The sequence below is a fragment of the Micromonospora sp. CA-244673 genome (assembly GCF_050948395.1).
Lineage (GTDB): Bacteria > Actinomycetota > Actinomycetes > Mycobacteriales > Micromonosporaceae > Micromonospora.
Map to the genome: position 1 here is coordinate 828,215 of NZ_CP192019.1, position 25,489 is coordinate 853,703.

23 protein-coding genes and 1 pseudogene are annotated in these 25,489 nt (G+C 73.1%); 13 read left to right on the forward strand and 11 right to left on the reverse strand.

Annotation, left to right across the window (positions count from 1 at the left end):
- Window positions 1–26 precede the first annotated feature (26 nt).
- Window positions 27–797, forward strand: coding sequence for an isoprenyl transferase (locus tag ACQP12_RS04160; protein ID WP_433285139.1), 771 nt, complete (start codon window positions 27–29; stop codon window positions 795–797).
- A gap of 55 nt (window positions 798–852) precedes the next feature.
- Here the strand turns inward: ACQP12_RS04160 and otsB are convergent, their stop codons facing one another.
- From otsB to ACQP12_RS04175, 3 genes are all read right to left on the reverse strand, one after another.
- The gene (otsB, locus tag ACQP12_RS04165) at window positions 853–1,677 is read right to left on the reverse strand and encodes a trehalose-phosphatase (RefSeq protein WP_433285141.1); all 825 of its coding nucleotides are present in this window, start codon (window positions 1,675–1,677) and stop codon (window positions 853–855) included.
- A 70-nt stretch (window positions 1,678–1,747) separates the two neighbouring features.
- Window positions 1,748–2,101, reverse strand: coding sequence for a hypothetical protein (locus ACQP12_RS04170; RefSeq protein WP_091314007.1), 354 nt, complete (start codon window positions 2,099–2,101; stop codon window positions 1,748–1,750).
- A gap of 163 nt (window positions 2,102–2,264) precedes the next feature.
- Window positions 2,265–2,705, reverse strand: coding sequence for a helix-turn-helix domain-containing protein (locus ACQP12_RS04175; RefSeq protein WP_357940959.1), 441 nt, complete (start codon window positions 2,703–2,705; stop codon window positions 2,265–2,267).
- A 264-nt stretch (window positions 2,706–2,969) separates the two neighbouring features.
- Here ACQP12_RS04175 and ACQP12_RS04180 point away from each other — a divergent pair, with 264 nt between their 5' ends.
- From ACQP12_RS04180 to ACQP12_RS04205, 6 genes are all read left to right on the forward strand, one after another.
- The gene (locus ACQP12_RS04180; RefSeq protein ID WP_091260344.1) at window positions 2,970–3,311 is read left to right on the forward strand and encodes a hypothetical protein; all 342 of its coding nucleotides are present in this window, start codon (window positions 2,970–2,972) and stop codon (window positions 3,309–3,311) included.
- A complete protein-coding gene (locus ACQP12_RS04185; protein WP_433285144.1) occupies window positions 3,308–3,736 on the forward strand; it encodes a hypothetical protein in 429 nt (142 codons plus the stop codon). Before ACQP12_RS04180 ends, ACQP12_RS04185 begins: the two co-directional genes overlap by 4 nt.
- A 342-nt stretch (window positions 3,737–4,078) precedes the next feature.
- Window positions 4,079–5,491, forward strand: coding sequence for a PhoH family protein (locus ACQP12_RS04190; RefSeq protein WP_357940963.1), 1,413 nt, complete (start codon window positions 4,079–4,081; stop codon window positions 5,489–5,491).
- Between the two features lie 268 nt (window positions 5,492–5,759).
- The gene (locus ACQP12_RS04195; protein WP_357940965.1) at window positions 5,760–6,440 is read left to right on the forward strand and encodes a lytic transglycosylase domain-containing protein; all 681 of its coding nucleotides are present in this window, start codon (window positions 5,760–5,762) and stop codon (window positions 6,438–6,440) included.
- A gap of 100 nt (window positions 6,441–6,540) precedes the next feature.
- Window positions 6,541–7,200, forward strand: coding sequence for a rhomboid family intramembrane serine protease (locus ACQP12_RS04200; RefSeq protein WP_357940967.1), 660 nt, complete (start codon window positions 6,541–6,543; stop codon window positions 7,198–7,200).
- A gap of 103 nt (window positions 7,201–7,303) precedes the next feature.
- The gene (locus tag ACQP12_RS04205; protein ID WP_433285147.1) at window positions 7,304–8,272 is read left to right on the forward strand and encodes an NAD(P)/FAD-dependent oxidoreductase; all 969 of its coding nucleotides are present in this window, start codon (window positions 7,304–7,306) and stop codon (window positions 8,270–8,272) included.
- 18 nt (window positions 8,273–8,290) lie between these two features.
- On the opposite strand, the gene ACQP12_RS04210 is transcribed toward ACQP12_RS04205, so the two are convergent.
- On the reverse strand, window positions 8,291–8,983 hold the full coding sequence (locus tag ACQP12_RS04210) for a TetR/AcrR family transcriptional regulator (RefSeq protein ID WP_433285149.1): 693 nt from the start codon (window positions 8,981–8,983) through the stop codon (window positions 8,291–8,293).
- A gap of 136 nt (window positions 8,984–9,119) precedes the next feature.
- Between ACQP12_RS04210 and ACQP12_RS04215 the strand changes: the two are divergent.
- Window positions 9,120–10,052: pseudogene (locus ACQP12_RS04215) on the forward strand (NAD-dependent epimerase/dehydratase family protein); the annotation flags it as partial.
- Here ACQP12_RS04215 and ACQP12_RS04220 read toward each other — a convergent pair.
- The gene (locus tag ACQP12_RS04220) at window positions 10,006–11,007 is read right to left on the reverse strand and encodes a DMT family transporter (RefSeq protein ID WP_433285151.1); all 1,002 of its coding nucleotides are present in this window, start codon (window positions 11,005–11,007) and stop codon (window positions 10,006–10,008) included. The pseudogene ACQP12_RS04215 and the gene ACQP12_RS04220 overlap by 47 nt on opposite strands.
- A complete protein-coding gene (glpX, locus tag ACQP12_RS04225) occupies window positions 11,004–12,035 on the reverse strand; it encodes a class II fructose-bisphosphatase (RefSeq protein WP_091313972.1) in 1,032 nt (343 codons plus the stop codon). The genes ACQP12_RS04220 and glpX overlap by 4 nt, the downstream gene beginning before the upstream one ends.
- A gap of 159 nt (window positions 12,036–12,194) precedes the next feature.
- Between glpX and ACQP12_RS04230 the strand changes: the two genes are divergently transcribed.
- Together ACQP12_RS04230 and ACQP12_RS04235 are read left to right on the forward strand one after the other, a co-directional pair.
- Window positions 12,195–12,884, forward strand: a complete 690-nt coding sequence (locus ACQP12_RS04230; RefSeq protein ID WP_433285153.1) for a DUF4245 family protein — start codon at window positions 12,195–12,197, stop codon at window positions 12,882–12,884.
- A 205-nt stretch (window positions 12,885–13,089) separates the two neighbouring features.
- On the forward strand, window positions 13,090–13,929 hold the full coding sequence (locus ACQP12_RS04235) for a hypothetical protein (protein ID WP_433285155.1): 840 nt from the start codon (window positions 13,090–13,092) through the stop codon (window positions 13,927–13,929).
- Between the two features lie 35 nt (window positions 13,930–13,964).
- Here ACQP12_RS04235 and ACQP12_RS04240 read toward each other — a convergent pair whose 3' ends face one another.
- Both ACQP12_RS04240 and xseA read right to left on the reverse strand, forming a co-directional pair.
- A complete protein-coding gene (locus ACQP12_RS04240; RefSeq protein ID WP_262287098.1) occupies window positions 13,965–14,177 on the reverse strand; it encodes an exodeoxyribonuclease VII small subunit in 213 nt (70 codons plus the stop codon).
- Window positions 14,178–14,191: 14 nt separating this feature from the next.
- Window positions 14,192–15,406, reverse strand: a complete 1,215-nt coding sequence (xseA, locus tag ACQP12_RS04245) for an exodeoxyribonuclease VII large subunit (protein ID WP_357940979.1) — start codon at window positions 15,404–15,406, stop codon at window positions 14,192–14,194.
- A 111-nt stretch (window positions 15,407–15,517) separates the two neighbouring features.
- Between xseA and ACQP12_RS04250 the strand changes: the two genes are divergently transcribed.
- Complete coding sequence (locus ACQP12_RS04250; protein ID WP_357940981.1) at window positions 15,518–16,504, forward strand: 4-hydroxy-3-methylbut-2-enyl diphosphate reductase; 987 nt, start codon at window positions 15,518–15,520, stop codon at window positions 16,502–16,504.
- A 41-nt stretch (window positions 16,505–16,545) separates the two neighbouring features.
- On the forward strand, window positions 16,546–17,019 hold the full coding sequence (locus ACQP12_RS04255) for a hypothetical protein (RefSeq protein ID WP_433285158.1): 474 nt from the start codon (window positions 16,546–16,548) through the stop codon (window positions 17,017–17,019).
- A gap of 79 nt (window positions 17,020–17,098) precedes the next feature.
- Here the strand turns inward: ACQP12_RS04255 and ACQP12_RS04260 are convergent, their stop codons facing one another.
- Together ACQP12_RS04260 and ACQP12_RS04265 are read right to left on the reverse strand one after the other, a co-directional pair.
- A complete protein-coding gene (locus ACQP12_RS04260; protein WP_433285160.1) occupies window positions 17,099–20,401 on the reverse strand; it encodes a S8 family serine peptidase in 3,303 nt (1,100 codons plus the stop codon).
- 148 nt (window positions 20,402–20,549) lie between these two features.
- Window positions 20,550–21,728, reverse strand: coding sequence for a DNA recombination protein RmuC (locus tag ACQP12_RS04265; protein ID WP_357940987.1), 1,179 nt, complete (start codon window positions 21,726–21,728; stop codon window positions 20,550–20,552).
- Between the two features lie 55 nt (window positions 21,729–21,783).
- Between ACQP12_RS04265 and ACQP12_RS04270 the strand changes: the two genes are divergently transcribed.
- Window positions 21,784–22,638, forward strand: a complete 855-nt coding sequence (locus tag ACQP12_RS04270) for a hypothetical protein (protein ID WP_433285162.1) — start codon at window positions 21,784–21,786, stop codon at window positions 22,636–22,638.
- A 60-nt stretch (window positions 22,639–22,698) separates the two neighbouring features.
- Here the strand turns inward: ACQP12_RS04270 and ppc are convergent, their stop codons facing one another.
- Window positions 22,699–25,485, reverse strand: coding sequence for a phosphoenolpyruvate carboxylase (gene ppc, locus ACQP12_RS04275; RefSeq protein ID WP_433285164.1), 2,787 nt, complete (start codon window positions 25,483–25,485; stop codon window positions 22,699–22,701).
- Between the last annotated feature and the right edge of the window lie 4 nt (window positions 25,486–25,489).

The window sequence follows — 25,489 nt, forward strand, 5'->3', positions numbered from 1 at the left end:
CGCGCGGGTCGCTACCCTGCAAGGTGATGACTCTGCGGAAACTCCTCTACTCCGTGTACGAGCGCCGGCTCACCGCGAAGCTCGCGGGCAAGCCGGTGCCCCGGCACGTCGGCGTGATGTGTGACGGCAACCGCAGATGGGCCCGGGAGATGGGCTTCGTCGACCCGAACGACGGCCACCGGATGGGCGCCGAACGGATCAAGGAGCTGCTGCGCTGGTGCGACGCCGCCGGTGTCGGGCACGTCACGCTCTGGCTGCTCTCCACGGACAATCTCTCCCGGCCGGCCGCCGAGCTGGACCCGCTGCTCCAGATCATCGAGGACCTGACCACCGAGCTGGCCGAGGAGGGCAACCCCTGGCGGCTGCGCATGGTCGGCGCCCTCGACGTGCTGCCCGCGCAGCACGCCGCCGCGCTGAAGGCGGCCGAGGAGCGCACCCGGCATCGCAGCGGCGGCGCGCAGGTCAACATCGCGGTCGGCTACGGCGGGCGCCGGGAGATCGCCGACGCGGTGCGCTCACTGCTGCTGGAGCACGCCGCGACCGGCGGCACGGTGGAGGAGCTGGCCAGCTCGATCGATGTCGACCACATCTCCGAGCACCTCTACACCAAGGGCCTGCCCGACCCGGATCTGATCATCCGGACCAGCGGTGAGCAGCGGCTCTCCGGCTTCATGCTCTGGCAGAGCGCCCACTCGGAGTTCTACTTCTGCGAGCTCAACTGGCCCGACTTCCGCCGGGTCGACTTCCTCCGCGCCCTCCGCGACTACGCCACCCGGCAGCGCCGCTACGGCGTCTGACGGGCGCCGCCGGCAGGCGTGCCCGTGAGCAGCGCGGCCCTCAACTGGCGCCGCCTCAGCGCAGGTGGGGTAGTGCCTCGGTGAGGAAGTCGCCGAGGGCGGCGGGGGAGTCCAGGGTGAGGTCGGCGGCGTCGGCGACCTCGTGACCGGTCTCCGGGTTCGCCACCGCGACACAGACGCCGAGGAACTGCGGGTCGGCGGCGGCCCGGGCGCGCAGCGCCGAGAAGGCCTTGATGTCCGAGACGTCGTCGCCGAAGTACCAGGCGCCGCCGGCGTCGCGGACCGCCTCGCCGATGACCATGCCCTTGTCCCGGTCGACCGGGGGCTTCAGCTCCAGCACCATGCGCCCGGCCTGGCAGCGCAGGCCCAGCCGCTCGGCCTGGGTCCGGCCCCACTCCTGCACGAGATCGCCGAGCTGCGGCGCGGTGCGCCAGTGCAGCGCGACGGAGAGCCGCTTGAACTCCACCAGCGCGCCGGGCGGCAGCTCGGCGCGGGCCTGCTCGGCCAGGTCGGCCATGGTGGGCACCCAGGGCAGGGCGGCCGGCTCGGTGACGGTCTCGCCGCCGGAGTGGCTGTGTTCCAGGCCGTAGAGGCCGTAGAGGTCGATGCCGGCGAGGCCGCCGAGGCGGTCGCGGAGGAATTCCACCGGGCGCGCGGAGACGATGGCGATCCGGCGGACCCGCGAGGCGAGCGCTTCCAGCGCGGCGAGCACCTTCGGCGCGGGCTGGACCGCGGTCGGGTCGTCGTCGACCGGGGCGAGGGTGCCGTCGAAGTCGAAGAAGAGCACCACATCGCCCGCGCGGGCGGCGGTGGCGCGCCACGCGTGCGCGGCGTCCAACGGGGTTTTCGGCTGCTGGTTGCCCAGATTCAACGGCGGCACGCGCGACAGCGTACCCCGGTCACGGCGGCGTATTCGTGGCCGAGATGTGACGTCCGGACGACGCGGATGATCAGCGTTCGGCGGCTCCCCGTCCCCGGCGCCCGAACGGCACCACGGCCGCTTCCTGCCCGTGGCTCAGCAGGTAGCCCTCCACGAAGCCGGTGTTCCGGTCGCCGGTGTGCGCCTCTATCTCGTTGAGCCGCGCCACCAGGAACTCGGTGAGCGCGCTGACCCGGTCGTTCAGCCGGTCGTGCAGTTCGGCGACGACGGCGAGGACCACCGCGGTGCCGGCCGTGATGAGCGCGAAGAGATTGACGACCAGGGGAAGCTGCCCGCCGTCCAGTACGCCGACCACCACGTTGCCGGTCACGCACGATGTCACCGACACCACCGCGACCACGACTGCCAACCATTTCAGGGTCATGGACAGACCCCTCCTTCTGTCCCGCAGGGCTGGGTTCGGCTGTGTCCCGTCCCCCCGCCGATGACGAGCCCTTAGCAGTACAAACGTGGACGCTAGCGTGTCCGATCCGGCCCCGAGGCGAAACGATCGGGTCTGGCCTTCCGTTCTTTCGCCATCTGAGGAACTACCCGGCTTGTTTACCTCTATTTCGGACATCGACCGGAAGGGTTGGGCGATAAGCGAGATAACGAATGGTTTCTCGGATGTGGAACTTCTCCGCGTCGGAGACGTTCGGGTCCACCAGCCGGCGCAGCAGCGCCTCGACGTCGGGGTCCATGGGCGGCGGGGTCGGCGCGGCGCGGGGGGCCGCCGCCCGGTCCCAGCCGAGGGCGGCGAACGCCGCCGCCGGGTTGAGCCCCAGCCCTTCGCAGAAGGCGACGACACGTTCGGCCTCGGGGTCACTGGCCCAGTCGCCGCGCACCCAGCGGTTGATGGTCTGGCGGGAGACGCCGGTGCGCCGGGAGACCTCCGTGCCGCTCCAGGCCCGCATGGCGCGCGCGTCCTCCAGTGCGCGGCGGACGAAGGTGGCGAAGGCGATCTTCCGTGCGTTCGCGGTCTCGGTCACCTCGTGACGGTACGACCAGTCGGTCTCCGGGGCACCGCCCGGCACGCTGCTGTCACGCCGACGTGACGATGATCCACGGTTCCCGGTAAACGATCCAGAGCTGTTCCTGAGGGGTGTCACCCGGGCAGAATAGATGGACGCCAGTACGGCGGCAAACAAACGAAAAGCTGATACTGTCACGCTCATGAGACAACTTACGGTGTGTCACGTGCATGAGACGACGAGTGCTCACATGCGTCACTCCGCGGGTGTCGAGGGGGTCTCGTGACCGAGCTCGCGACCCGTGCGCAGGCCTTCGGCCTGATCGCGGAGGGGGTGACCGCCGGCCTGAGCGCCCCCTGGCGCCTCTACCTGGCCCGGGGCTGCCGCTACCTCTCCCTCAGCGTGGGCGACCGTGACGAGTGGGACGCCTGGCGGACGCACCTCGGCTGTCCCGAGCTGAGCGTCCGGGTCTACGAGGCCGGCGGCGAGATCCGCCGGGCCTCGGTGGCCGAGGTGATCGTCGACGGCTGCCGGATCAGCGTCGAGCTGGTCGAGGAGGTCAGCACCGCGGATCTGGAGCGGCTGCTGGTCGTCGACCCCCTGCCCGGGGCGGACGAGCGATGAGCCCCTTTCTCGCCGTCGTGCTGGTCCTCGTGCTCGGCTCCACCAGCTATGCGGCGGGCCGGCTGCACGGCCAGCTCAGCTACCGGATCGGCTACCGGTTCGGCTACCGCCAGGGCTACTTCGACGGCGACCGGGGCGCCTGGAACCGGCGCCGCCGCGACGCGCAGGCCGCGATCGCCTCGGCGCTGGCCGGACCGGCCCCGGCCGCGGTGACCGCCCCGGCCGGGCGGACCGCCCCGTTCGCCGGCACCGCCGTCCCCGCCGCGGTCACCGCCCGCACCACCACCGGCCCGGCCCTGCGGGCCACCGCCACCGCCCAGATCGGCGGGTTGGCCACCCGGCAGGGCACCACATACACCGGCTCCTCGTTCGGCTCGGCCGGCGGTGGGCCGCGGACCGGGACCCTGGTCCGCCGGCAGGGCTGAGGCCCGCCCAGGGGCACGGTGTGGCGTCCGCGGCGGACGCGCACCGTCGGAGCCGCAGTCAGACCGGTGACGGCGGCTCCGCCGGCCGGGATGCGCGCAGGGGGCATGCATCCCGGCCGGTTCCGCCGCGCCGTTCATGCCCCGTACGGGTGATCCACTCGCACCACTAGCCGACCGGGCCCGCGGCCATTAGCGTCTAGGCATGGCACGGGGTTTTCCCGGGCCAGCCGGACAGCCCGGACCTGCGACCTCGCGCACGGGGCCCGCATCCGACCCCGTGTCCACCGGGCACCGGAAGAGGCGGAACTCGGGTGGCCGGGTGCCCATCCGCGGAGCAGGCCTGTGACCACTCGCCGTACCCCCGCCGGTGCCGACCAGACCCCGGCCGCGACCGCCACGACCCGCCGGACCACCCGCAGCCGCCGCACGGCCGCCGCGCCCGCCGGCGCCGAGGAGCCCCGACCAGCCGGCCCGGCCTTCGTCCTCGACACCTCGGTCCTCCTCTCCGACCCCGCGGCGTTCCACCGCTTCGCCGAGCACGAGGTGGTGCTGCCGCTGGTGGTGATCTCGGAGCTGGAGGGCAAGCGTCACCACCCCGAGCTGGGCTGGTTCGCCCGGCAGTCGCTGCGCATGCTGGACGAGTTGCGGGTGCGGCACGGCCGGCTGGACCGGCCGGTGCCCGCCAACGACCAGGGCGGCACCCTCCGGGTGGAGCTGAACCACACCGACGACGGGGTGCTGCCGCCCGGGTTCCGGAACGAGTCGAACGACGCCCGGATCCTCTCCGTGGCGCTCAACCTGGCCGCCGAGGGCCGCGAGGTCACGCTCGTCAGCAAGGACATGCCGCTGCGGGTGAAGGCGGCCTCGGTCGGCCTGCGGGCCGACGAGTACCGGCACGGCCAGGCCAGCGACCCGACCTGGACCGGCATGGCCGAGCTGGAGCTGGCCGAGGAGGAGATCGGCCGGCTGTACGCGGGCGAGACGCTCGACCTCGACGCCGCCTCCGGCCTGCCCTGCCACACCGGCCTCGTGCTGCACTCGGCGCGGGGCTCGGCGCTCGGCCGGGTGCTGCCGGACAAGACCGTCCGGCTGGTGCGGGGCGACCGTGAGGCGTTCGGCGTGCACGGCCGCTCGGCGGAACAGCGGGTGGCGCTCGACCTGCTGCTGGACGAGTCGATCGGCATCGTCTCGCTCGGCGGGCGGGCCGGCACCGGCAAGTCCGCGCTGGCCCTCTGCGCCGGCCTGGAGGCGGTGATGGAGCGCCGGCGGCACAAGAAGGTCGTCGTGTTCCGCCCGTTGTACGCGGTCGGCGGCCAGGAGCTGGGCTACCTGCCCGGCTCGGAGTCGGAGAAGATGTCGCCGTGGGCGCAGGCCGTCTTCGACACGCTCGGCTCGGTGGTGCACGAGAACGTGCTGGAGGAGGTCACCTCGCGGGGCCTGCTGGAGGTCCTGCCGCTGACCCACATCCGCGGCCGGAGCCTGCACGACGCCTTCGTCATCGTCGACGAGGCGCAGTCGCTGGAGCGCGGTGTCCTGCTCACCGTGCTGTCGCGCATCGGCCAGGGGTCGCGGGTGGTGCTGACCCACGACGTGGCCCAGCGGGACAATCTCCGGGTCGGCCGGCACGACGGGGTGACCGCGGTGATCGAGGCGCTGAAGGGCCATCACCTCTTCGCGCACGTCACTCTCAGCCGTTCGGAGCGTTCTCCCATCGCCGCGATGGTCACCGATCTGCTGGAGGACATTCCGCTCTGAGGCTTACCTTTGTCCGCCTTTGATGCCATTTATCCTGTGGCGCAGATCACAATCGGCGTCCTTGGTTTCCCATCGGCCTCACTGTGCGCAATGGTGTCCTTCGAGCGCCCACGCATCAGGAAGCATCGTTCGCCGCGCCACGGCGAAGGAGCCACGAACACCGGTGCGTCGGCTGCGACCGCGAGGGTCGGGGCGCTCACGGCGCCGGCGCGCCCGCTCCAGGGGCACGCGTCGCGCCGTGTCCTTGCCCCCGACGAAGGGACACTTCGTGAGTCGGCTGTGGAGCCGGTTCGGCGCCCGTACGGCCGCTGTCGCACTGCTCTCCGTGGGCGTTGCCGGCGGCTTTTATCTGGGCGAAGACCGACAGACCCAGCAACAGGGCCTGACCGCGCAGGTCGGCCTGGAAGTCGACCGGACGGAGTACGCGTACCAGCGCGACCGCCAGGCCGACCACCGCCTGTCGTCGGCCAAGCAGCGGGCCGCCGAGTACCAGGCGAAGCTGCGGGCCGCGGCGGCGGCCAAGGAGGCCGCCGAGCGCGCCAAGGAGGCCGAGGCGGCGGCCGCGTCCCGCAAGAAGGAGCGGGAGGCCGCGAAGAAGGCGGCGACCAAGCCCTACGACGGGCCGATCCCGGCCTCCTGCGAGGAGTACAGCGGCAACCGCAAGATCGGTTGCGCGATCATGCTCGACGAGGGCTTCGGCATCGACCAGTTCCCGTGTCTGGACAAGCTCTGGACCAAGGAGAGCGGCTGGAACCCCAAGGCCCACAACGACTCCTCCGGCGCGCACGGCATCCCGCAGGCCGTGCCCGGTAGCAAGATGAGCTCGGTGGCCGACGACTGGGAGACCAACCCGGCCACCCAGATCAAGTGGGGCCTCGGCTACATCGAGGGCCGCTACGACGACCCGTGCGGCGCCTGGCAGCACTCGCAGAGCCAGGGCTGGTACTGATCGGACATCGACGGCGGGGCGTGCGGAGATTCGCACGCCCCGCCGTCGTCGTGCCGCTCTCGACTGGCGATGCGCCCCGATTACTGATAGCACTTGACGGGTGACCTGGCATGACGGCCCCACGGGCGGCGACCCCCACCGGTTCGGCACCGAGGCGTTCTACGCCTCGCTCGGCCGGGCGTTCGTCGCCATGTGCGCGGTCGTGCCGGTCCTGTTCCTCATCGAGGCGGTCGACGTCGGCCTGCGCGCCGACCTCGACGTCAGCGCCGGCATCATCCCGCACCGCATCCAGGGGCTCGACGGCGTCTTCTTCTCGCCGTTCCTGCACGCCGGCTGGAACCACCTCTACAGCAACAGCATCCCGCTGATCCTGCTCGGCACCTTCGTGCTGGCCGCCGGCACCCGCCGGTTCCTCTGGTCCACGTTGGTGATCATCCTGGTCAGCGGCCTGGGGGTCTGGTTCACCGGCTCGCCCAACTCCGTGGTGGTCGGCGCGAGCGGCGTCATCTTCGGCTACCTCGGCATCCTGCTCACCCGCGGCATCGTCGAGCGGAGCTGGTGGAACTTCGCCGTGGTGCTCCTCGTCGGCCTGCTCTACGGCTGGCAGCTGCTCGGCATCCTGCCCACCGACGAGCGCATCTCCTGGCAGGGGCACCTGTTCGGGCTGCTCGGCGGTGTCGTCGCGGCGGTGCTGTTCCGCCGCCGGGTGGAGGGCGGGACGCGCGACTCCCTCGGGTCACCCCCGGTCACGTTGCCCTGACGGCACGTCCACCCGCCGGCGGGACGTGCTTGCCCGCGGCCACCGCCCCGCCTACCGTCGGGATCAGCACGCGTTGATCCCTTGGCGAAAGTGACGGTACGCCATGCGCGAGGTCGATGTCGCCGTGATCGGGGCGGGCCCCGCCGGGCTGTTCGCCGCCTACTACGCCGGGTTCCGCGGGCTGTCCGTGGCCGTGATCGACGCGCTGCCCGAGCCGGGTGGCCAGGTCACCGCCATGTACCCGGAGAAGCTCATCCTCGACGTCGCCGGGTTCCCCGCCATCAAGGGGCGGGAGCTGGTCGCCAACCTGGTCGCCCAGGCCGCGCCCTTCCGCCCGGAATACCTGCTCGGGGTGCGCGCCGAGAAGCTGTCGTACCTGGACGGGCGGCCGGTGCTCGGGCTGGCCGGCGGTGACCAGCTGCACTGCGGGGCGGTGCTGATCACCGGCGGGCTGGGCAGCTTCACGCCCCGGCCGCTGCCGGTGGCGGACAGCTTCGTGGGCGGCGGGATCGTCTACTTCGTACCGCAGCCGACCGAGCTGACCGGCCGGGACGTGCTCATCGTGGGCGGCGGGGACTCGGCGTTCGACTGGGCGGTGACGCTGGCCCCGATCGCCCGCTCGGTGACGCTGGTGCACCGGCGGGACCGGTTCCGCGCGCACGCCTCGACCGTCGACCGGGTGCGCGCGCTGCCGGTGCGGGTCGTGGTCAACGCCGAGGTGAGCCGGCTGTACGGGGAGGACCGGGTCACCGGCGCCGAGCTGACCGTACGCGGCGGCGCGGTGGAGACCCTGCCGGTGGATACCGTGGTGGCCGCGCTCGGGTTCACCGCCGACCTGGGCCCGCTCGCCGAGTGGGGGTTGAACCTTGACCGGCGGCACATCGTTGTCGACAGCGCGATGGCCACCAACCTGCCCCGGGTCTTCGCGGCCGGGGACATCACCGACTACCCGGGCAAGGTCCGGCTGATCGCGACCGGCTTCGGCGAGGCGGCCACCGCGATCAACAACGCGGCGGTCGTCATCGACCCGAGCGCCCACCTCTTCCCGGGCCACTCCTCCGACGGCACCTGACCGGTGGCCCCGCCGCTCTCAGACGGCGGGCAGGCCGATGAGGTCGGCCATCAGAGCGGTCTGGTGGTCGAAGTACTCGTCGCGGTGGGGCAGCGTCTTGTTGATCCGGCCGAACAGCTCGAAGCTGATCAACCCGAAGAGCTGGGTCCAGCCGGCCATGCCGCGGGCCAGCAGCGCGGGCGGCAGGTCCACGGCGAGCAGGGCGGCCAGCTCGGCCACGTCGGACCGCAGCGGCTCAGGGAGCTCCTCGCCGGAGGCGTCGATCCGGCCGCCGGCCACCCCGTCGCGGAGGATGCCGACCAGGGTCACCGGGGGCCGCTGGGCCGGCGCCACGGTGTCCTCCGGCGCCGCGTAGCCGGGGACGGGGCTGCCGTAGAGCAGGGCGTACTCGGCCGGGTGGGCCAGCGCCCAGGCGCGGGCGGCCCGGCACACGGCGTGCCAGCGCCCGCGCAGGTCGGCCTGGTCGACGCCGGCGTCGGCCGCCTCCACGGCGTCGCCGAGCGCCTCGTACGCCTCCAGGATCAGCGCGGTGAGCAGGTCGTCGCGGCTGGGGAAGTAGCGGTAGATCGCCGAGGAGACCATGCCCATGTCCCGGGCGACCGCGCGGAGCGACAGGTTCGCGCCGTCGGTGGCCAGGTGGCGGCGGGCGACCGCCTTGATCTCGTCGATCATCCCGGCGCGGACCCGGGCGCGGAGCGAGTGAGCGACCATGTCTCCACTCTGCCACGGATGAGAGCGCCAATCAAAACCGAGAGCACTGCTCTTGACGAGCGGGGTGGGCGTCGGTCATGCTCTGTTGCGAGAGCGGTGCTCTCGCATCGGATTCCTGCTTCGAAGGGTGGCCCTCATGGCCCTGCACGTGATCGTCGGCGCCGGACCCGTCGGCACCGCCACCGCCCGGCTCCTCGCTGAGCGCGGCGACCGGGTGCGGGTGGTGACCCGCCGTGGCAGCGGACCGGCGCACCCCGCGATCGAACGGATCGCCGCCGACGCCGCCGACGCGGACCGGCTGGCCGCCCTGACCGAGGGCGCGGTGGCGCTGCACAACTGCGCCAACCCGGCGTACCACCGCTGGCCGCTGGACTGGCCGCCGCTGGCCGCCGCGCTGCTCACCGCCGCCGAGCGGACCGGCGCGGTGCTCGCCACCGTGGGGAACCTCTACGGGTACGGCCCGGTCGACGCCCCGATGACCGAGGCGACCCCCCTCGCCTCCACGGGCACCAAGGGGCAGGTCCGGAACCGGATGTGGGCCGACGCGCTGGCCGCGCACCGGGCCGGCCGCGCCCGGATCACCGAGGTGCGCGGCTCCGACTACCTCGGCGCCGGAGGCACCTCGCTGGCCATGATGGTGCTGCCCCGGGTGCTCGCCGGGCAGCGGGTGTTCCTGCCGGTCGACTGGGACGCCCCGCACACCTGGACGTACATTCCCGACGTCGCCCGCACCCTCGTCGCCGCCGCGACCGACGAGCGGGCCTGGGGCCGGGCCTGGCACGTGCCCAGCGCCCCCGCCGTGTCGATGCGGGACCTGGCCGCCCGCGCCGCCGCCCTGGTCGGCGCGCCCGCGCCGCGACTGACCCGGATGCCGTACCCGGTGCTGTGGCTCGGCGGGCTGGCCAACCCGATGGCACGGGAGCTGCGGGAGACCGCCTACCAGTTCCGCCGGCCGTACGTGCTGGACTCGACCGCCGCCACCGCCACCCTCGGCGTCGACGCGACGCCGCTGGACCGGGCGGTCAAGGAGACGGTGGCGGCGCTGCGCGCCCGACCGGCCGCGGGGGCGGCCCGACCGCGGCTACCAGCACCGCGACCAGGGTCAGCCCCGCCCCCAGCAGGGTGGTCGGCGTGGGATGCGAGGCGGCGGTGGGCAGCAGCAGGTCCAGCAGCACGGCGCCGACGACCTGCCCGGCGATGGTGGCCAGGCCGAGCAGCAGCACACCGGTGAACCGGACGATGGCGGCGGCCAGCGCGATGAACACGATGCCGATGGGGCCACCCAGGTAGAGCCACGGCTCGGTCGGGAAACCGCCGGCCGGGCGGCCCCGGACCGCCACCTCCACCGCGAAGGTGACGAGCAGCGCCACCGTGCCGACGGTGAAATTGACAAGCGTGGCGGTCACGGCGCTGCCGGCGGCCCCCCGGACCCGGCCGTTCACCGCCTGCTGCCAGGCGATGCCCACCCCGGCGGCCAGCGGCAGCAGGGCCAACGCCAGGGCACCCGGATCGCCGAGCCGGTCGCCCACCGCCAGCAGCACGGCCAACACGGTGAGCACCGCGCCGACCAGCCGGTTCGGGGTGACCGGCTGCCGCCCGGTCGGGCCGATGCCGGCCCGGTCGACAAGCAGGCTGCTGCCGGTCTGCCCGGCCACCACGGCGACGGTGAACACCGCCACGCCGAGGGTGCCGATGGTCAGCCCCTGGGTGGCGACCAGGAAGGCGCCGCAGACCCCGCCCAGGCACTGCCACGGCCGCAGCGAGCCGTCCCGGAGCGCGGCCCGCAGGGCGGCCAGTCCCCGCCGGCCACCTGGGGTGGCGGGAACCAGCACCAGCAGCACCAGCAGGCCCAGGCCGAACGAGACCACCGCGGCGGCGATCCCGTCGGCCAGCCGTACACCGAGCTCGCCGTTGATCCGGGACTGGACGGCCACCGCGACCCCCGAGGCGGTGGCCAGCCCGGTGCCGGCGATCCGCCGCGCGGGCGACAGCGTCGGGGGCGCCGCAGTCCCGGTCGCGGTCACTCCTGTTCGGCCAGGGGACGCCCGTCGAAGTCGACCGCCGAGTAGAGGGCGAGCTTCTCCAGGCGGTGGTAGGAGTCGATCACCCGGATCGTGCCGCTCTTCGAGCGCATCACGATCGACTGGGTGTACGCCCCACCCGCCCGGTAGCGCACGCCGCGCAGCAGGTCCCCGGACGTGACGCCGGTGGCCACGAAGAAGCAGTTGTCGCCGGTGACCAGGTCGTCGGTGAAGAGCACCCGGTCCAGGTCGTGCCCGGCGGCCAGCGCCTTCTCCCGCTCCTCCGCGTCCTTGGGCCAGAGCTTGGCCTGCATCATGCCGCCCATGCACTTCAACGCACAGGCCGCGGTGATGCCCTCCGGGGTGCCGCCGATGCCCATCAGCACGTCGACGTCGGACTCGCCCCGGGCCGCCGCGATGGCGCCGGCGATGTCGCCGTCGGAGATGAACCGGATGCCCGCCCCGGTCCGCCGGATCTGCTTCACCAGGTCGTCGTGGCGCGACCGGTCCAGCACGCAGACCGTCACCTCGGCGGGGTCGGTGCCCTTGACCTTGGCGATCCGACGGATGTTCTCGGCCACCCCGGCGTTGATGTCGACCACGTCGGCGTACATCGGGCCGACGGCGAGCTTCTCCATGTAGAAGACGGCGCTCGGGTCGAACATCGCGCCCCGCTCGGCCACCGCGAGCACGGCCAGCGCGTTCGGCATGCCCTTGCTCATCAGTGTGGTGCCGTCGATCGGGTCGACCGCCACGTCCACCTCGGGACCGGTCCCGTCGCCGACCTCCTCACCGTTGAAGAGCATCGGGGCGTTGTCCTTCTCGCCCTCGCCGATCACCACGACCCCGCGCATCGGGATCGAGTTGATGAGCTTGCGCATGGCGTCGACGGCGGCTCCGTCGCCGCCCTCCTTGTCGCCCCGGCCGACCCAGCGGCCGGCGGCCATGGCCGCCGCCTCGGTCACCCGGACCAGGTCGAGGGCGAGGTTGCGGTCGAGATCCTGGGGCGTCCGCGTCCTGGTGGTTGTCATCACGGCTTCCTCCTCGCGACGTTGCGGGGTGGACCGGCGGGATGCGGCCGTCGCCGCCGCCGGTTTTGTCGCTGATCCTCACACGATCTCAGGTTCGACGCCGGAGCGGGGCGGAGGAGGCCAGGATCACGTCCTCCGGGCGGCTGCGAGAATGGCCGGGTGGAAGCCGCACAGCCTGCCGACCGCGTACCGACCGACGCCACCCCGCCCGACGGCCAGCCGCCGATGCGGCCGACCGCCGGGGCGACCCCGCCGGCCGGCGAACCCGCCCTGGTCGAGCCGACCGCGCCCGCCGCCGACGCCGGGGAGAAGCCCGCGCCGCCCGCGCGGAAGGAGAAGGCCCGGTCCGAGCGGTCGCCGAAGGACATGGCGCTGTCGCTGCTGGTGCTGCTGGTCCCGATCGCCCTGCTGGTCGCCTTCTACCGGGGCTTCCTCGGCGGGGACGAGCCGGTCACCGTCGACCCCGCGCCCGCCTTCGAGCAGGCCCGCGCCGCCAACGCCTTCCCAGTCGCCGAGCCGCGCGGGCTGGGCTCCGACTGGCGTACGGTCAGCGCCCGCTACCAGACCGAAACCGGCGCCGGGACGCTCCGCATCGGGTACGTGACCCCGGAGGGCCGGGGCGCGCAGCTGGTGGAGAGCAACGTGCCGGCGGAGAAGCTGCTGCCGGCCGAGCTGAGCGGCGGCCAGCCGCAGGGCCCGGCCGACCTGCCCGGCGGCACGAGCTGGCAGCGGTACACCGCCCGGGGCAACGAGCAGGCCCTCGTCCTGCTGGAGCCGAACCGCACCGTGCTCGTGGTCGGCGACGCCGGGGAGGCGGAACTGCGCGAGCTGGCCACCGCGCTGCGCTGACTTGAGCCCGCCGCCGGGGCGAGGTCGTTCTCCCGCACCGGACAGGGATTGCGGAACACCGCTTCAGGGAACAGAAGGGGGCACGAGCCCACCGGAGCCGATCACACCGGCCGGAGCGGGCTCGTGCGCCGGAGCCGGCGTCCGGGCTGCGGCGCCCCGACTCCGGCACCTCCGTGGGCCGGACGACCCACCTGGAGAGGTTGACGTGACGATTCGACGCTTCAGCGCCACCGCGTTCGCCGCGGCGCTGCTCATCCCCGGCCTGGCCGCGTGCAACAACACCGGGACCGCCGGCGCGGGTGCCTCCGCGACCCCGGCCGCCTCCGGCAGCATCGCCCCGAGCGGCACCCCCGCCGGCGACGCCAAGCAGGCCCTGCTCGACTCCACCAACGCGATCCGCGACGGGAACTTCCGGTTCACCATGTCCGGCGCCGGCTCCACCGCCGAGGGGCAGGTGCACGAGCCCACCCAGAGCGCCGAGATGCGGATGACGATCGGCGACCCGTCGTCGGACCTGATGATGAAGCTGGACCTGGTCCACTACAAGCCGGACAGCTGGGTGAAGCTGGAGCTGGGCGGCAAGGCCGCCGCCAGCGTGCCCGGCATCAAGAACCTCAACCTGGGCAAGTACCAGCACCTCGACCAGACCCGGATCAAGGGCAACCGCGCCCTCGGCTTCGACTTCGACAAGGTCGACCCGGCCGGCAGCGCGGTGCTGACCCAGGGCATCACCGAGGTCCGGAAGACCGGCGACGGCGCGTACGCCGGCACCGTCGACGTGTCGAAGGCGGCCGAGGCGGGCTCGCTCGACCCGGCCGTGATCACCGCGCTCGGCGCGCAGGCGCAGTCGGTGCCGTTCAGCGCCAAGGTCGACCCGCAGGGCCGGCTCAGCGAGCTGGTGCTCCAGATCCCGGCCGCCGGGCAGAGCGCCGCGCAGGACGTGAAGATCAGCTACACGGACTACGGCAACGCCGCCGCCGCGCAGAAGCCCCCGGCCGACCAGGTCGTCGAGGCGCCGGCCGAGTTCTACAACCTGTTCAACTGAGCGTGCCGGCGGGACGGCTCCGGCCGTCCCGCCGCTCAGTCCTCGGCGCGCTGCCGGGCGGCGTCGATGCGGGCCCGGGCGCCGTCCAGCCAGCGCTGGCAGATCCCGGCGAGCTGCTCGCCGCGCTCCCAGAGCGCCAGCGACTCCTCCAGCGAGGTGCCCCCCGCCTCCAGCCGCTCGACCACCGAGGCCAGCTCGGCCCGGGCCTGCTCGTAGCTGAGCCGCTCGTCCTTCGTCGTGTCAGTCATCGGGTCCCATTCCATCAGCCGTCCACGGTCGCGGTCAGCTCGCCCTCGGCGAGGCGTACCCGCAGCGGGTCGCCCTTGGCCACCTCGGACGCGGCGCGCACCACATGCCCGTCGCCGCGCTGGACGATGGCGTAGCCCCGGTCGAGGGTGGCCGCGGGGGAGAGGGCGCGCAGCCGCGCCAGGGTGTGCCGCAGGTCGTCGCCGGCTGCGCCGAGCCGGTGGTCCAGGCAGCGGCCGGCCCGGTCACGCAGCGCGGTGACATCGGTGGCCCGCTGGTCGACCATCACCTGCGGGCGGGCCAGCACCGGCCGGGAGCGCAGCAGGTCGAGCCGGTGCTGCTCCCGGTCGACCAGGTTGCGGACCGCCCGCTCCAGCCGGGACCGGGCCTGGCCGATGAGGCGTACCTCCTCGGCCAGGTCGGGCACGATGCGCTTCGCCGCGTCGGTCGGCGTGGAGGCGCGCACGTCGGCGACGTAGTCGAGCAGGGGCGTGTCGGTCTCGTGGCCGATCGCGCTGACCACCGGCGTGCGGCACGCGAAGACCGCCCGGCAGAGCGCCTCGTCGGAGAAGGGCAGCAGGTCCTCGATGCCGCCGCCGCCCCGGGCGATGATGATCACGTCGACGGTCGGGTCGGCGTCGAGCACCTTGAGCGCGCCCACGATGTCGGGCACCGCGCTCGGCCCCTGCACCGCCACGTTGACCGTCCGGAACTCCACCGCCGGCCAGCGGCGGCGGGCGTTCGTCAGCACGTCCCGCTCGGCGGCCGAGGCGCGGCCGGTGATCAGCCCGATCCGGCCGGGCAGGAACGGCGGCCGGCGCTTGCGGGCCCGGTCGAAGAGCCCCTCGGCGGCCAGCAGCTTCTTGAGCTTCTCCAGCCGGGCCAGCAGCTCGCCCAACCCGACCTGGCGGATCTCGTCGGCGCGCAGGCTCAGCGTGCCCCGGGCGGCGTAGAACTCGGGCTTGGCGTGCAGCACCACCCGGGCGCCCTCGCTCAGCTCCGGTGCGCCCGCGTCGAGCACGTCGCGGTTGGTGGTGACGGTCAGGCTGAGATCTGCCGACGGGTCACGCAACGTCAGGAAGACCGTGCTCGCCCCCGGCCGCCGGCTGATCTGCGCGATCTGCCCGTCGACCCACACCCACCCCAGCCGGGCGATCCAGGCCCCGATCTTCTGGCTGACCACCCGGACCGGCCACGGCTCCTCGGACGTGCTCCGCTCCGCTTCGCTCACCCGCCCACCCTAAGGCCCACCCCCGACGGTGCCCCGCCAGGCGGGGGCGTGCCCCGGACGTGGCACAGCTCGCAGTCCGGCCGGGGGAAACGAGGCACGTACGATGGTCGGGTGACTGACGCTGAGACGACTCCCCGGACCGGCAAGCGCGTGCTCCTGGCCAAGCCCCGCGGCTACTGCGCGGGCGTGGACCGGGCGGTGCAGACCGTCGAGGAGGCGCTGAAGCTCTACGGCGCGCCGATCTACGTGCGCAAGCAGATCGTCCACAACAAGCACGTGGTGCAGACGCTGGAGGCCAAGGGCGCGATCTTCGTGGAGGAGAACGAGGAGGTGCCCGAGGGCGCCACCGTCATCTTCTCCGCGCACGGCGTGGCCCCCGAGGTCTACGAGCAGGCCAGGGCGCGCTCGCTCAAGGCGATCGACGCGACCTGCCCGCTGGTCACCAAGGTGCACCAGGAGGCCCGGCGGTTCGCCGCCGAGGACTACGACATCCTGCTGATCGGCCACGAGGGGCACGAGGAGGTCGTCGGCACGGCCGGCGAGGCGCCCGCGCACATCCAGCTCGTGGACGGCCCGGACGGCGCCGACAAGATCACCGTGCGCGACCCCGAGAAGGTCGTCTGGCTCTCCCAGACCACCCTCTCGGTCGACGAGACCCTGGAGACCGTGGCCCGGCTCAAGCAGCGGCTGCCGCTGCTCCAGTCGCCGCCCAGCGACGACATCTGCTACGCCACCTCCAACCGCCAGCACGTGGTGAAGGAGATCGCCCCGGACTGCGACGTGGTGATCGTCGTCGGCTCGCGGAACTCCTCCAACTCGGTACGCCTCGTCGAGGTGGCGCTGGACGCCGGCGCCCGCGCGGGGCACCTGGTCGACTTCGCGCACGAGATCGACGACGCCTGGCTGGAGGGAGCCCGCACCGTGGGGCTGACCTCGGGCGCCAGCGTGCCCGACGAGCTGGTCCAGCAGGTGCTCGCACACCTGGCCGAGCGCGGCTTCGCCGACGTCGAGGAGATCACGACCGCCAACGAGCGGCTGACCTTCTCGCTGCCGCAGGAGCTCAAGCGCGACCTGAAGGCCGCGGCGGCCCGCGGCTGACCGGCCGGAACGAAACCGCCACCGACCACGTCCAACCGGTCATGAAGACTCCTCGGACGGTGCTCGTCGCCCTGCTCGCCGGCGCGGCGCTGACCGCCTGCGCCGGCAACGGCGGCGAGCCCGGCGGCCCCAGCCCGTCGGGGGCCACCCCGGTGACCAGCAGCGCCGGGCCGTGCGCAACATGGCCCGCCTGCCAGCCCGACCCCGGCACCAGCCCGACAGGAGCCGCCCCGGTGACCAGCCAGCCCGTTCCCGGCCCGAGCCGCCCGGATCCCACCTGGAAGGGCGGCCCGTCGAAGCCGCCCGGCCCCGGCGCCACCACGCTCAGCGGGACGATCCGCGCCGGTGTCGAGCCCAACTGCCTGCTGCTCGACGACAACCTGCTGATCGGCGGCCCGCGTGACCTGCTCAAGCCCGGCGCCCGGGTGGAGGTCACCGGCCATGCGGAGCCCGGCATGATGACCACCTGCCAGCAGGGCACCCCCTTCGTCGTCGAATCCGCGCGCCGCGCCTGACCCGCATCTCGGGGAACCGGTCCGGAAACGGCGGAGCCCCGCCCCTCGGATGAGGGGCGGGGCTCCTGGGTTCAGCGGGTCAGTTGACCGCACCGACCTCCACCGAGCCGCGGCCGACGACCGCGCCCTCGACGGTGGTGACGGCCAGGTCACCGTAGAGCTCCCGGCCGGCGGCCGGGGTGGACTTGGCGGTCACCGTGCCGGTCAGGGTGGCGGTGGCGCCGTTGGCCAGGGACAGCGGGGTGCTGGGGGCGGAGAGCGAACCCAGCGCCGGGGCGGCGAACGAGTCGCGGTAGTCGTACGCGGTGGTCGGGTCGCTCATCGCGTAGCCGTCCACGACCACCCGGTAGGTGCCGGCGGCCGGGTTGGACAGGGTGACCGCCTCCTCCGAGTCGCCGTCGGCCGACTGGCCCACCCGGGTCGCGCCGAGGAAGACCGACAGGTCCAGGTCGGCGCTCAGGTCGGACGGGTTGCCGATCCGGGCGGTGAACGAGGTGGCACCCGCCGGGACGTCCACCGTGTATTCCTGGCGACCGCCCTGGGCGATGCTCGGCCGCTCGGCGTGCACGCTGGCCAGCGGCCCGCCGACGCCGGTCACCTGGACCGGGCCGAAGGTGTTGGTCAGGCCCCAGCTCACCTCGGTCGGTGCGCCGGCGGTCACCGAGGGCAGCTCGACCACGGCCGGCTCGACCGTGATGCCCTGCACCCGCGCCTGCAGCTGGAACGGGTTGTCCAGCGCCGGCGACGTACGCCGGGCCTCGACCTCGATCTCCCAGACGCCCGGGATCGGGTTCTGGTAGTCCCGCTCCTGCGGCTTGCAGGCGGCGGCGTCGGAGAAGTTGGTGTAGCAGGCGGTGCTCGCGGTGCTCTCGACCGGCACGCCGTACGGGTTGAAGGCGAGGAACCGGGTCTGCGAACCGGTGGCGATGCCGGACAGGTTGACCTGCAGCGCGCCCGCGCCCTCCGGAACCGTCACGAAGTACGAGGTGAAGCCGTTCCGCTCGACCGAGCCACCCGTGGAGAACGAGTAGGACGGTGCGGAGACCGCGGTCGCGGCGACCACGACCGTGGCGACCTCGAAGTCGACCACCGAGGTGGCCGGGTCGTCGACGGTCATGATGGCGCCGTGCGCGCCCGCGGTCATCGGCTTGGCCTTCACCTTGACGGTGACGGTCTTGTTCAGCGGCAGCCACACGACCGCCGGGGCCGAGAAGGTGCCGTCGTTGCCGCGGAACGCGACGGTGTGCTTGAGACCCTTGTTCGGGCCGCTCGTGCGGGTCAGCTTGACCTCGTAGTAGCGGCTCTCCTTGACCTTCTGCCCGCCCTTACCGGCCGCGCAGCGGTTGTAGATGCCAGTGCCCACGTTCGGGCTCGGCTCGAACAGGCCGGAGTCCTTGTTGTACTTCGTCAGGTTCCCCGACAGCTCGGTGCAGACCGGGGCCGCGGAGGTGTAGGTCCGGGTCTGCACGCCGGCGGCCAGCAGGTTCCACGCGCCCGCCACGTTGAACATGCCGTAGCCCTGCGCGTAGGTCGGGACGCCCGCGATCGGCTTGGCGGAGGTGTAGATGGCCCGGCGCAGCGCGGCCGGGGTGACGCCCTTGTCGGTCGCCTTGGCGGCCGAGAGCAGCAGCGCGGCGGCGCCGGTGGCCTGCGGCGAGGCCATCGAGGTGCCGTTGAGCATCTGGTAGCCCGGGGGCAGCGGGTAGCCGGCCTCGGGGACCGGGTTGCCGGGCTGCCAGGTCGGCGCGGTGGAGATGGCCGAGCCGGGGGCGGTCACGTTGGGCTTGAAGCCGCCGTCCTCGCGCGGGCCGCGGGAGGAGAAGTTGAACAGGCCGTTGTCCTTGCGGACCACCGAGCCGTAGTTGGCCAGCCAGGTGTCCTTGCTGACGTTCGCGGCCACGCTGACCACGTTGCTGGCGACCGAGGGGTCGCCGACGGTGTTCAGGCCCGGGCCGGAGTTGCCGGCCGAGATGAACATCTGCACGCCGTAGGTGCTGATGAGCTCGTCGTACAGGTTGGCGCGCGCGTTGGAGCCGTCGTTGAGCGCCGGCAGGCCGCCGATCGACATGTTGACCACGTCGACCTTGCGGTTGACCACGAGGTCCACCATGCCGGTGGTGAGCGCCGCGGCGGTGCAGCCGCCGCCCCACGAGCAGGCGCGGGCCGAGACGAGCTTGGCGCCCGGGGCGGCGCCGTCGAAGGCGCTGTTGCCCAGCATGTCGTTGGCGGCGGTGATGCCGGCGACGTGGGTGCCGTGGGTGGCCTCGATGATGCCGATGTTGACGTAGTCGTAGTACGGGCCGGGCTGGCCGTCGGCCGGCGCGATGTCCACGTTCCGGCGGTACTCGACCACGAACGGGATCTGCTCGCGCACCGCGGTGGCCGGGTTGTCCGTGCCGAAGTGGCCTACCTGGAACTTCTCCTTGTACGGCCGCATGAGCTCGTCGTCGGTGAAGTCGTTGTTCTGGTTGGCGTCGACCCGGATGTCGCCGTTCACCGGGTTGTAGAGGATGCCCCAGAAGTCGGTGGTGTCACCGTCGCGGTTGACGTCGCCCCGCGCGTCGTCCAGCGCGGTGATGTTCTCCCGGAAGACGTTGAACTTGTAGGCGCCGGCCGGCGCGGTCCAGGTGCCCAGCGTGTTGGTGAACGAGGGGCCCGCCACGTCGGTGGCCATCGCGCGCCAGGAGGCGTCCTCCAGCGGGTCCGTCGCGGTCACCCAGTCGACGATCTTGCGCTCGCCCGTGGTGGTCTTCTGCAGCGCCGGCTGGTCCAGGTCGACCCCGGAGTCCATGATGCCGATGGTGACGCCGCGGCCGTCCCACTCCGGGTGCGCGGCCTTGAAGGCCTCCGCACCGGTCTCGTTGGTCGGCATGTACGGGTTGACGGCGCCGGTGTCGGTGCCCGGGCCCGCCAGCGTCTCGCCCTGCTCGGCGGTCTTCGCGCCCGCCGGGGCGGCCTCGGGGGCCGGGTCGGGAAGCTTGATGGTCTCGTCGAGGTCGACGGCGGAGACGCCCGGGAGCGTCGCGGCCTTGAGGACCTTCGCGGTCGGGACCTTGGCCAGCACGTAGCCGACCTGGTCGTAGCGCTGGCTCACCGAGGCGCCCAGGCCGGCCAGCCCGTCGGCGACCTTCTTGGCCGAGCCCTTCTTGGCGGCGATGATCAGCGTGACGGTCGGGGCGTGCTTCGCCTCCGCCTCGTCGAGGAGCTTGGCGTCGTGGGCGCCCAGCGTCTCGGCGGCGGTCGGCTGCGAGGCGTCGGGGGCGGCGGCGGGGGCTGCGCTCGCGGTCGCGGCGCCACCTCCGACGGTCATGGCGCCGGCCGCCAGGACCGAGGCGAAGAGCGCGGCGGAGGTACGCCGGCTCCGGTTGCGGGGTTGACTCACGTTCTCTTCCTCCAGAGAACAGGGCCCTTCAGGAGACAGGGCGCACGTGACAGCGATCCTTCGGCCTGGCCCTGTCGGTGTCACTACTCCGAAGTAGGTTGTGACCACTCCGTGACGAGGATCGGCCGTCATCGTCACGTGCGGTGTGTCAACCGTCGATGCCTGCCACCCGATCGACCGATGTGGACGCGCCCTCCACCAGCTCCGGGGCCTGCGGCTGGCGGGGTGCCAGCTCCACCTGCGCGGGAGCGGCCAGCTCCTGGTCGGAGACGCCAAGCTCGGCAAGCTTGCGGGCGCTGACCAGCACCCGCGCCTCCAGCGAGCCGACCGCCCGGTTGTAGGCGGTCACCGCACCACTCAGCGCGCCGCCGAGCTTGCCGACGTGGTCGCCCAGGGTGGACAGCCGCCCGTAGAGCTCGCGGGCCAGAGAGTGCACGGTGGCCGCGTTGCGGGCCAGCGCCTCCTGCCGCCACGAGTAGGCCACCGTGCGCAGCAGCGCCACCAGGGTGGCCGGTGTGGCCAGCACCACGTTGCGGGCGAAGGCGTGCTCCAGCAGCGACGGGTCACGCTGCAACGCCACGTCGAGGAACGGGTCGGCCGGCACGAACAGCACCACGAAATCCGGGGTCTGGTCGAACGCCGCCCAGTAGGTTTTGGCGGCCAGCCCGTCGACGTGCGCCCGCAGGTGCCGCGCGTGCGCGTCGAGGTGGGTGTCCCGCCCCCGCTCGTCGCGCGCCTCCATGGCGGTCAGGTAGGCGTCGAAGGGCGCCTTGGCGTCGACCACCACCGTGCGCCCGCCGTGCAGCCGGACCACCAGGTCGGGGCGGACCCCCTGGTGATCGGTCGCCGCGGTGACCTGCTCGTTGAAGTCGCAGTGCTCCAGCATGCCGGCCGCCTCGACGATCCGGCGGAGCTGGTGCTCACCCCAGCGGCCGCGCACCTGCGGCGCGCGCAGCGCCGCGACGAGCTGCTTGGTCTCGGTGCGCAGCTCGCCGGAGACGGCGCTCATCGACCGCACCTGTTCGCGCAGCTCGGCGTAGGCGTCGACACGGTCGCGCTCCAGCTCGGCGACCCGCTGCTCGTAGCGGCGGAGGGTGTCGTGCAGCGGAGCCACCGCCCGGGCCACCGCCTCCTGGGACTGTGCGGTCGCCTCGTAGCTGAGCGCCCGCATGGACTGCTCCAGCCGCCCCTCGCCCTCCCGCGTGGCGGCCAGGGTCGCCTCCAGCCGGGCGATCTCGGTCGCCGAGCGGGACCGGGCGGCCAGCCAGCCCACCGCGCCGCCCGCGGCGAGGCAGAGCACCACCACGGCCAGCGTCGAGAAGCTCATGCCGAAGAGCTTGCCAAACGGGTACGACGTGCGCCCGCTGGGTACGTTCGAGGTCATGGAGATTGCCCTGTGGGTGGTCCTGATCCTGATGCTCGGAGGTGCCCTGGTGTTCTGGCGGTGGGGGAGCAGGTCCCGGCGGGCCACCGAGCTGGCCGACGCCCGCGCTGAGGCGCAGCGCTGGTACGAGCGGCTCGGCGGGCAGCTCATGAATCTGCACGGGGACGCCCCGGCGGTCCGCCAGGCGCTGGCCGACGCGGGCGAGCGCTACAACGCGGCCGGTTCCCAGCTCGAGCAGGCGGGTACCCCGCACCAGTTCGCGCTGGCCCGGGAGACCGCGCTGGAGGGGCTGGCGTACATCCGGGCGGCGCGCACCGCCATGGGCATCGACCCGGGACCGGAGCTGCCGCCGCTGGCCGCCGCGCGCGGCGCGGGCATGCTCACCAAGGAGCGCGAGGTCAACGTGCAGGGGCAGACCTACCGGGCCGGTCCCCAGCCGGGAAACCAGACTCCCTACTACTATCCGGGCGGAAACTGGCAGGGTCGCCCGGTGCCGGCCGGCTGGTACTCGACGCCGTGGTGGAAGACCGCGCTGGGCACCGGGGCCGGCGTCCTCGGCGGCATCCTGATCGCCGACGCGCTCTTCTCGCCCGCCTTCGCCGACCCGGGTTACGGCTACGAGGCCGGGTACCAGGAGGGCTTCAACGACGGCTTCGGCGACGGCCAGGACCAGGGCGGCGACGCCGGTGACCAGGGCGGCGACGGCGGTGACCAGGGCCAGGACTTCGGTGACCAGGGCCAGGACTTCGCCGGCCAGGGTGACTACTCCGGCGGCTACGGCGGGGACTTCGGCGGGGGCGACTTCGGTGGGGGCGACTTCGGCGGCGGGGACTTCGGCGGCGGCGACTGGTAGCGCGCCCAGGAGGACGACGGCCCCGGTCGGCGGGACCGGGGCCGTCCTCGTCGACCGGGGTCAGCCGGTGTTGCGCATGCCGGCGGCGATGCCGTTCACCGTGGTGAGCAGCGCCCGCTCCAGCGCCGTACCGTCGTTCGGGGCGCGGCGCCCGCCCGGCGCGGTGGCCACCGCGCGGCCCGCGGCGCCGGAGTCCCGGTACTGCCGCAGCAGCGCCACCTGGAGGTGGTGCAGCGGCTCCAGGTAGGTGTCCCGCACGGCGAGCGTGCGCTGGAGCACGGGCGAGTTGTCCAGCAGCGCCGGCGAGGCGGTGATCGCCAGCACCTCCTGCTTGGTCAGCTCGTACTCCTGCTCGATCTTGGAGAAGATCGGGTGCAGCTTCTTCGGGACCAGGGTCTCCACGTAGCGCCGGGCGATGGTCAGGTCGGTCTTGGTCAGCATCATCTCGACGTTCGACAGGAACGTGCGGAAGAAGTGCCAGTTCCGGTTCATCTCGGCCAGCACGTCCTCCAGCCCGGCCGCCCGCGCGGCGGCCAGCCCGGAGCCCACACCGAACCAGCCGGGCACGATCTGCCGGGTCTGCGTCCAGCCGAACACCCAGGGGATGGCGCGCAGGCCGGAGAGCCCGGCGCCGGTGTTCGGCCGCTTCGCCGGCCGGCTACCGATGTTGAGCGCCCCCAGCAGCTCGGTCGGGGTGGACGCCCAGAAGTAGGCGGGCAGGTCCGGGTCCTCGACCAACGACCGGTAGGACCGGAAGGCCGACTCGGAGACCACGTCCATGGTCGCGTCCCAGCGCTCCAGCATCTCGGCCGGCTGCCGGGGCGCGGTGTGCAGCAGCGTCGCCTGGAGCACCGCCGCCACGGTCAGCTCCAGGTTCTCCCGGGCCAGCGCGGGCAGCGTGTACTTGTCGGAGATGACCTCGCCCTGCTCGGTCACCTTGATCGCGCCGTCGAGCGTGCCGTACGGCTGGGCCAGGATGGCCTCGTGGGTGGGGCCGCCGCCCCGGCCGACGGTGCCGCCCCGACCGTGGAAGAGCCGCAGGTGTACGCCGTGCCGCGCGGCCACGTCCCGCAGCGCGCGCTGGGCCCGGTGGATGGACCACTGGCTGGTGGTGATGCCGGCCTCCTTGTTGGAGTCGGAGTAGCCCAGCATCACCTCCTGCACGTCACCGCGGGCCGCCACGAGGGCGCGGTAGGCCGGCAGGGACAGCAACTCGTCCAGCAGTTCGCCACCGGCGTTCAACTCGGACGGCGTCTCCAGCAGCGGCACGATCCCGATCCGGGCCCGGCCGCTGTGTACGTCGACCAGGCCGGCCTCGCGGGCCAGCACCACCGCGGCGAGCACGTCGTCCACGCCCAGGGTCATCGAGATGATGTACGACTCGATCACCTCGGCGCCGAACCGGTCCTGCGCGTCGCGGATCGTCCCGAACACGTCGAAGGTCTTCTGCGCGCTCTCGGTGAGCGGGCTGTCCTGGGTGGAGAGGGGACGCCGGCCGGCCAGCTCGTCGGCGAGCAGCTTGGTGCGCTCCAGCCGGGTGAGCGACGGGTAGTCGGAGACCTCGCCGACCGCCGCGTAGAGCTGGGCGAGCACCTCGTGGTGCTTCTCGGCGTGCTCCCGGACGTCCATGGTCGCCAGGTGCAGCCCGAACGCGGACACCGTACGGATGGTCGAGGCCAGCCGGCCCACGGCGGTGAGCTGCCCGGAGTTGCGGGCCAGCGAGGCGCGCAGCAGCTCCAGGTCGGCGATCAGCTCGGCCGAGCCGCGGTAGTCCCGCCCCGGCACGTGCGGGGTGCCGGTGCGCAGCCGCTCCCGGGTGTTGGCCAGCTTCGCCTTCACGCACCGCGCCTTGAGCCGGTAGGGCTCCTCGGCGTTGACCCGGCGGAACCGGGGCGCCACCTCGGGCAGCGCGTCCAGGTCGGCGGCGAGGCTGGCGGAGAGGTCGAGGGAGACCGCGCGCAGGCGCCGGGAGACGCTGACCTCGTTGATCAGCTCGTCCATGGCCTTCTCGGTGGCCGCGATGCCGTGCTCGTGCTGGATGCGCAGCACCTCGCGGGTGACCGTCGGGGTGACGAACGGGTTGCCGTCCCGGTCGCCGCCGATCCAGGTGCCGAAGGTCAGCGGGCGGGCGGTCGGCGAGGTCTCCACGCCGAGGGTGCGCAGCGTGTCGGCGAGGTCGTCGAGGACCTGCGGGGCGGCCTCGGCGTGCAGGTCCCGCAGGTAGTAGATGGCGTTGCGGGCCTCGTCGGTCGGGTCCGGCCGGTCCAGCCGCAGCTCGTCGGTCTGCCACATGAGGTCGAGCAGCTCGGCGAGGCGCCGGTTGGCCGGCCCCTCGTCGCTGGCGCCGTAGAGGATCGCGTTGGCGGTCTCGGCGTCCAGTTCGTCGGCGATCGCGCGCAGCTTGGACAGGATGGACCGGCGGGCCGCCTCGGTGGGGTGGGCGGTGAAGACCGGCCGTACCGCGAGCCGGCGGGCCGCGGCGGCGATCTCCTCGGCCGGCACCCCGCGCTCGGAGATCATCTTGGCCGCCTGGTCCAGCCAGCCGCCGTGGATGGCCCGCCGCCGGCGCAGGTCGCGGGCCCGGTGCACCTGCTCGGTGATGTTGGCCAGGTGGAAGTAGGTGGAGAAGGCCCGGGCCAGCTTCGTGCCGGTGGTGACGTCGAGCCCGCCGAGGCGCTGGGCGGCGGCCGGCGGGTCGGAGCGGACCTGGGCGCGGATCTCCTCGACCAGGTCGAGCAGGGGCCGGCCCTCCTGGCGGGCGAGGGTCTGCCCGAGCAGCGTGCCGAGGCGGCGGATGTCGGCCCGGAGAGCGGCGTCGGGGCCGTCGTGGTCGTGCTGGTCGGTCACGGTG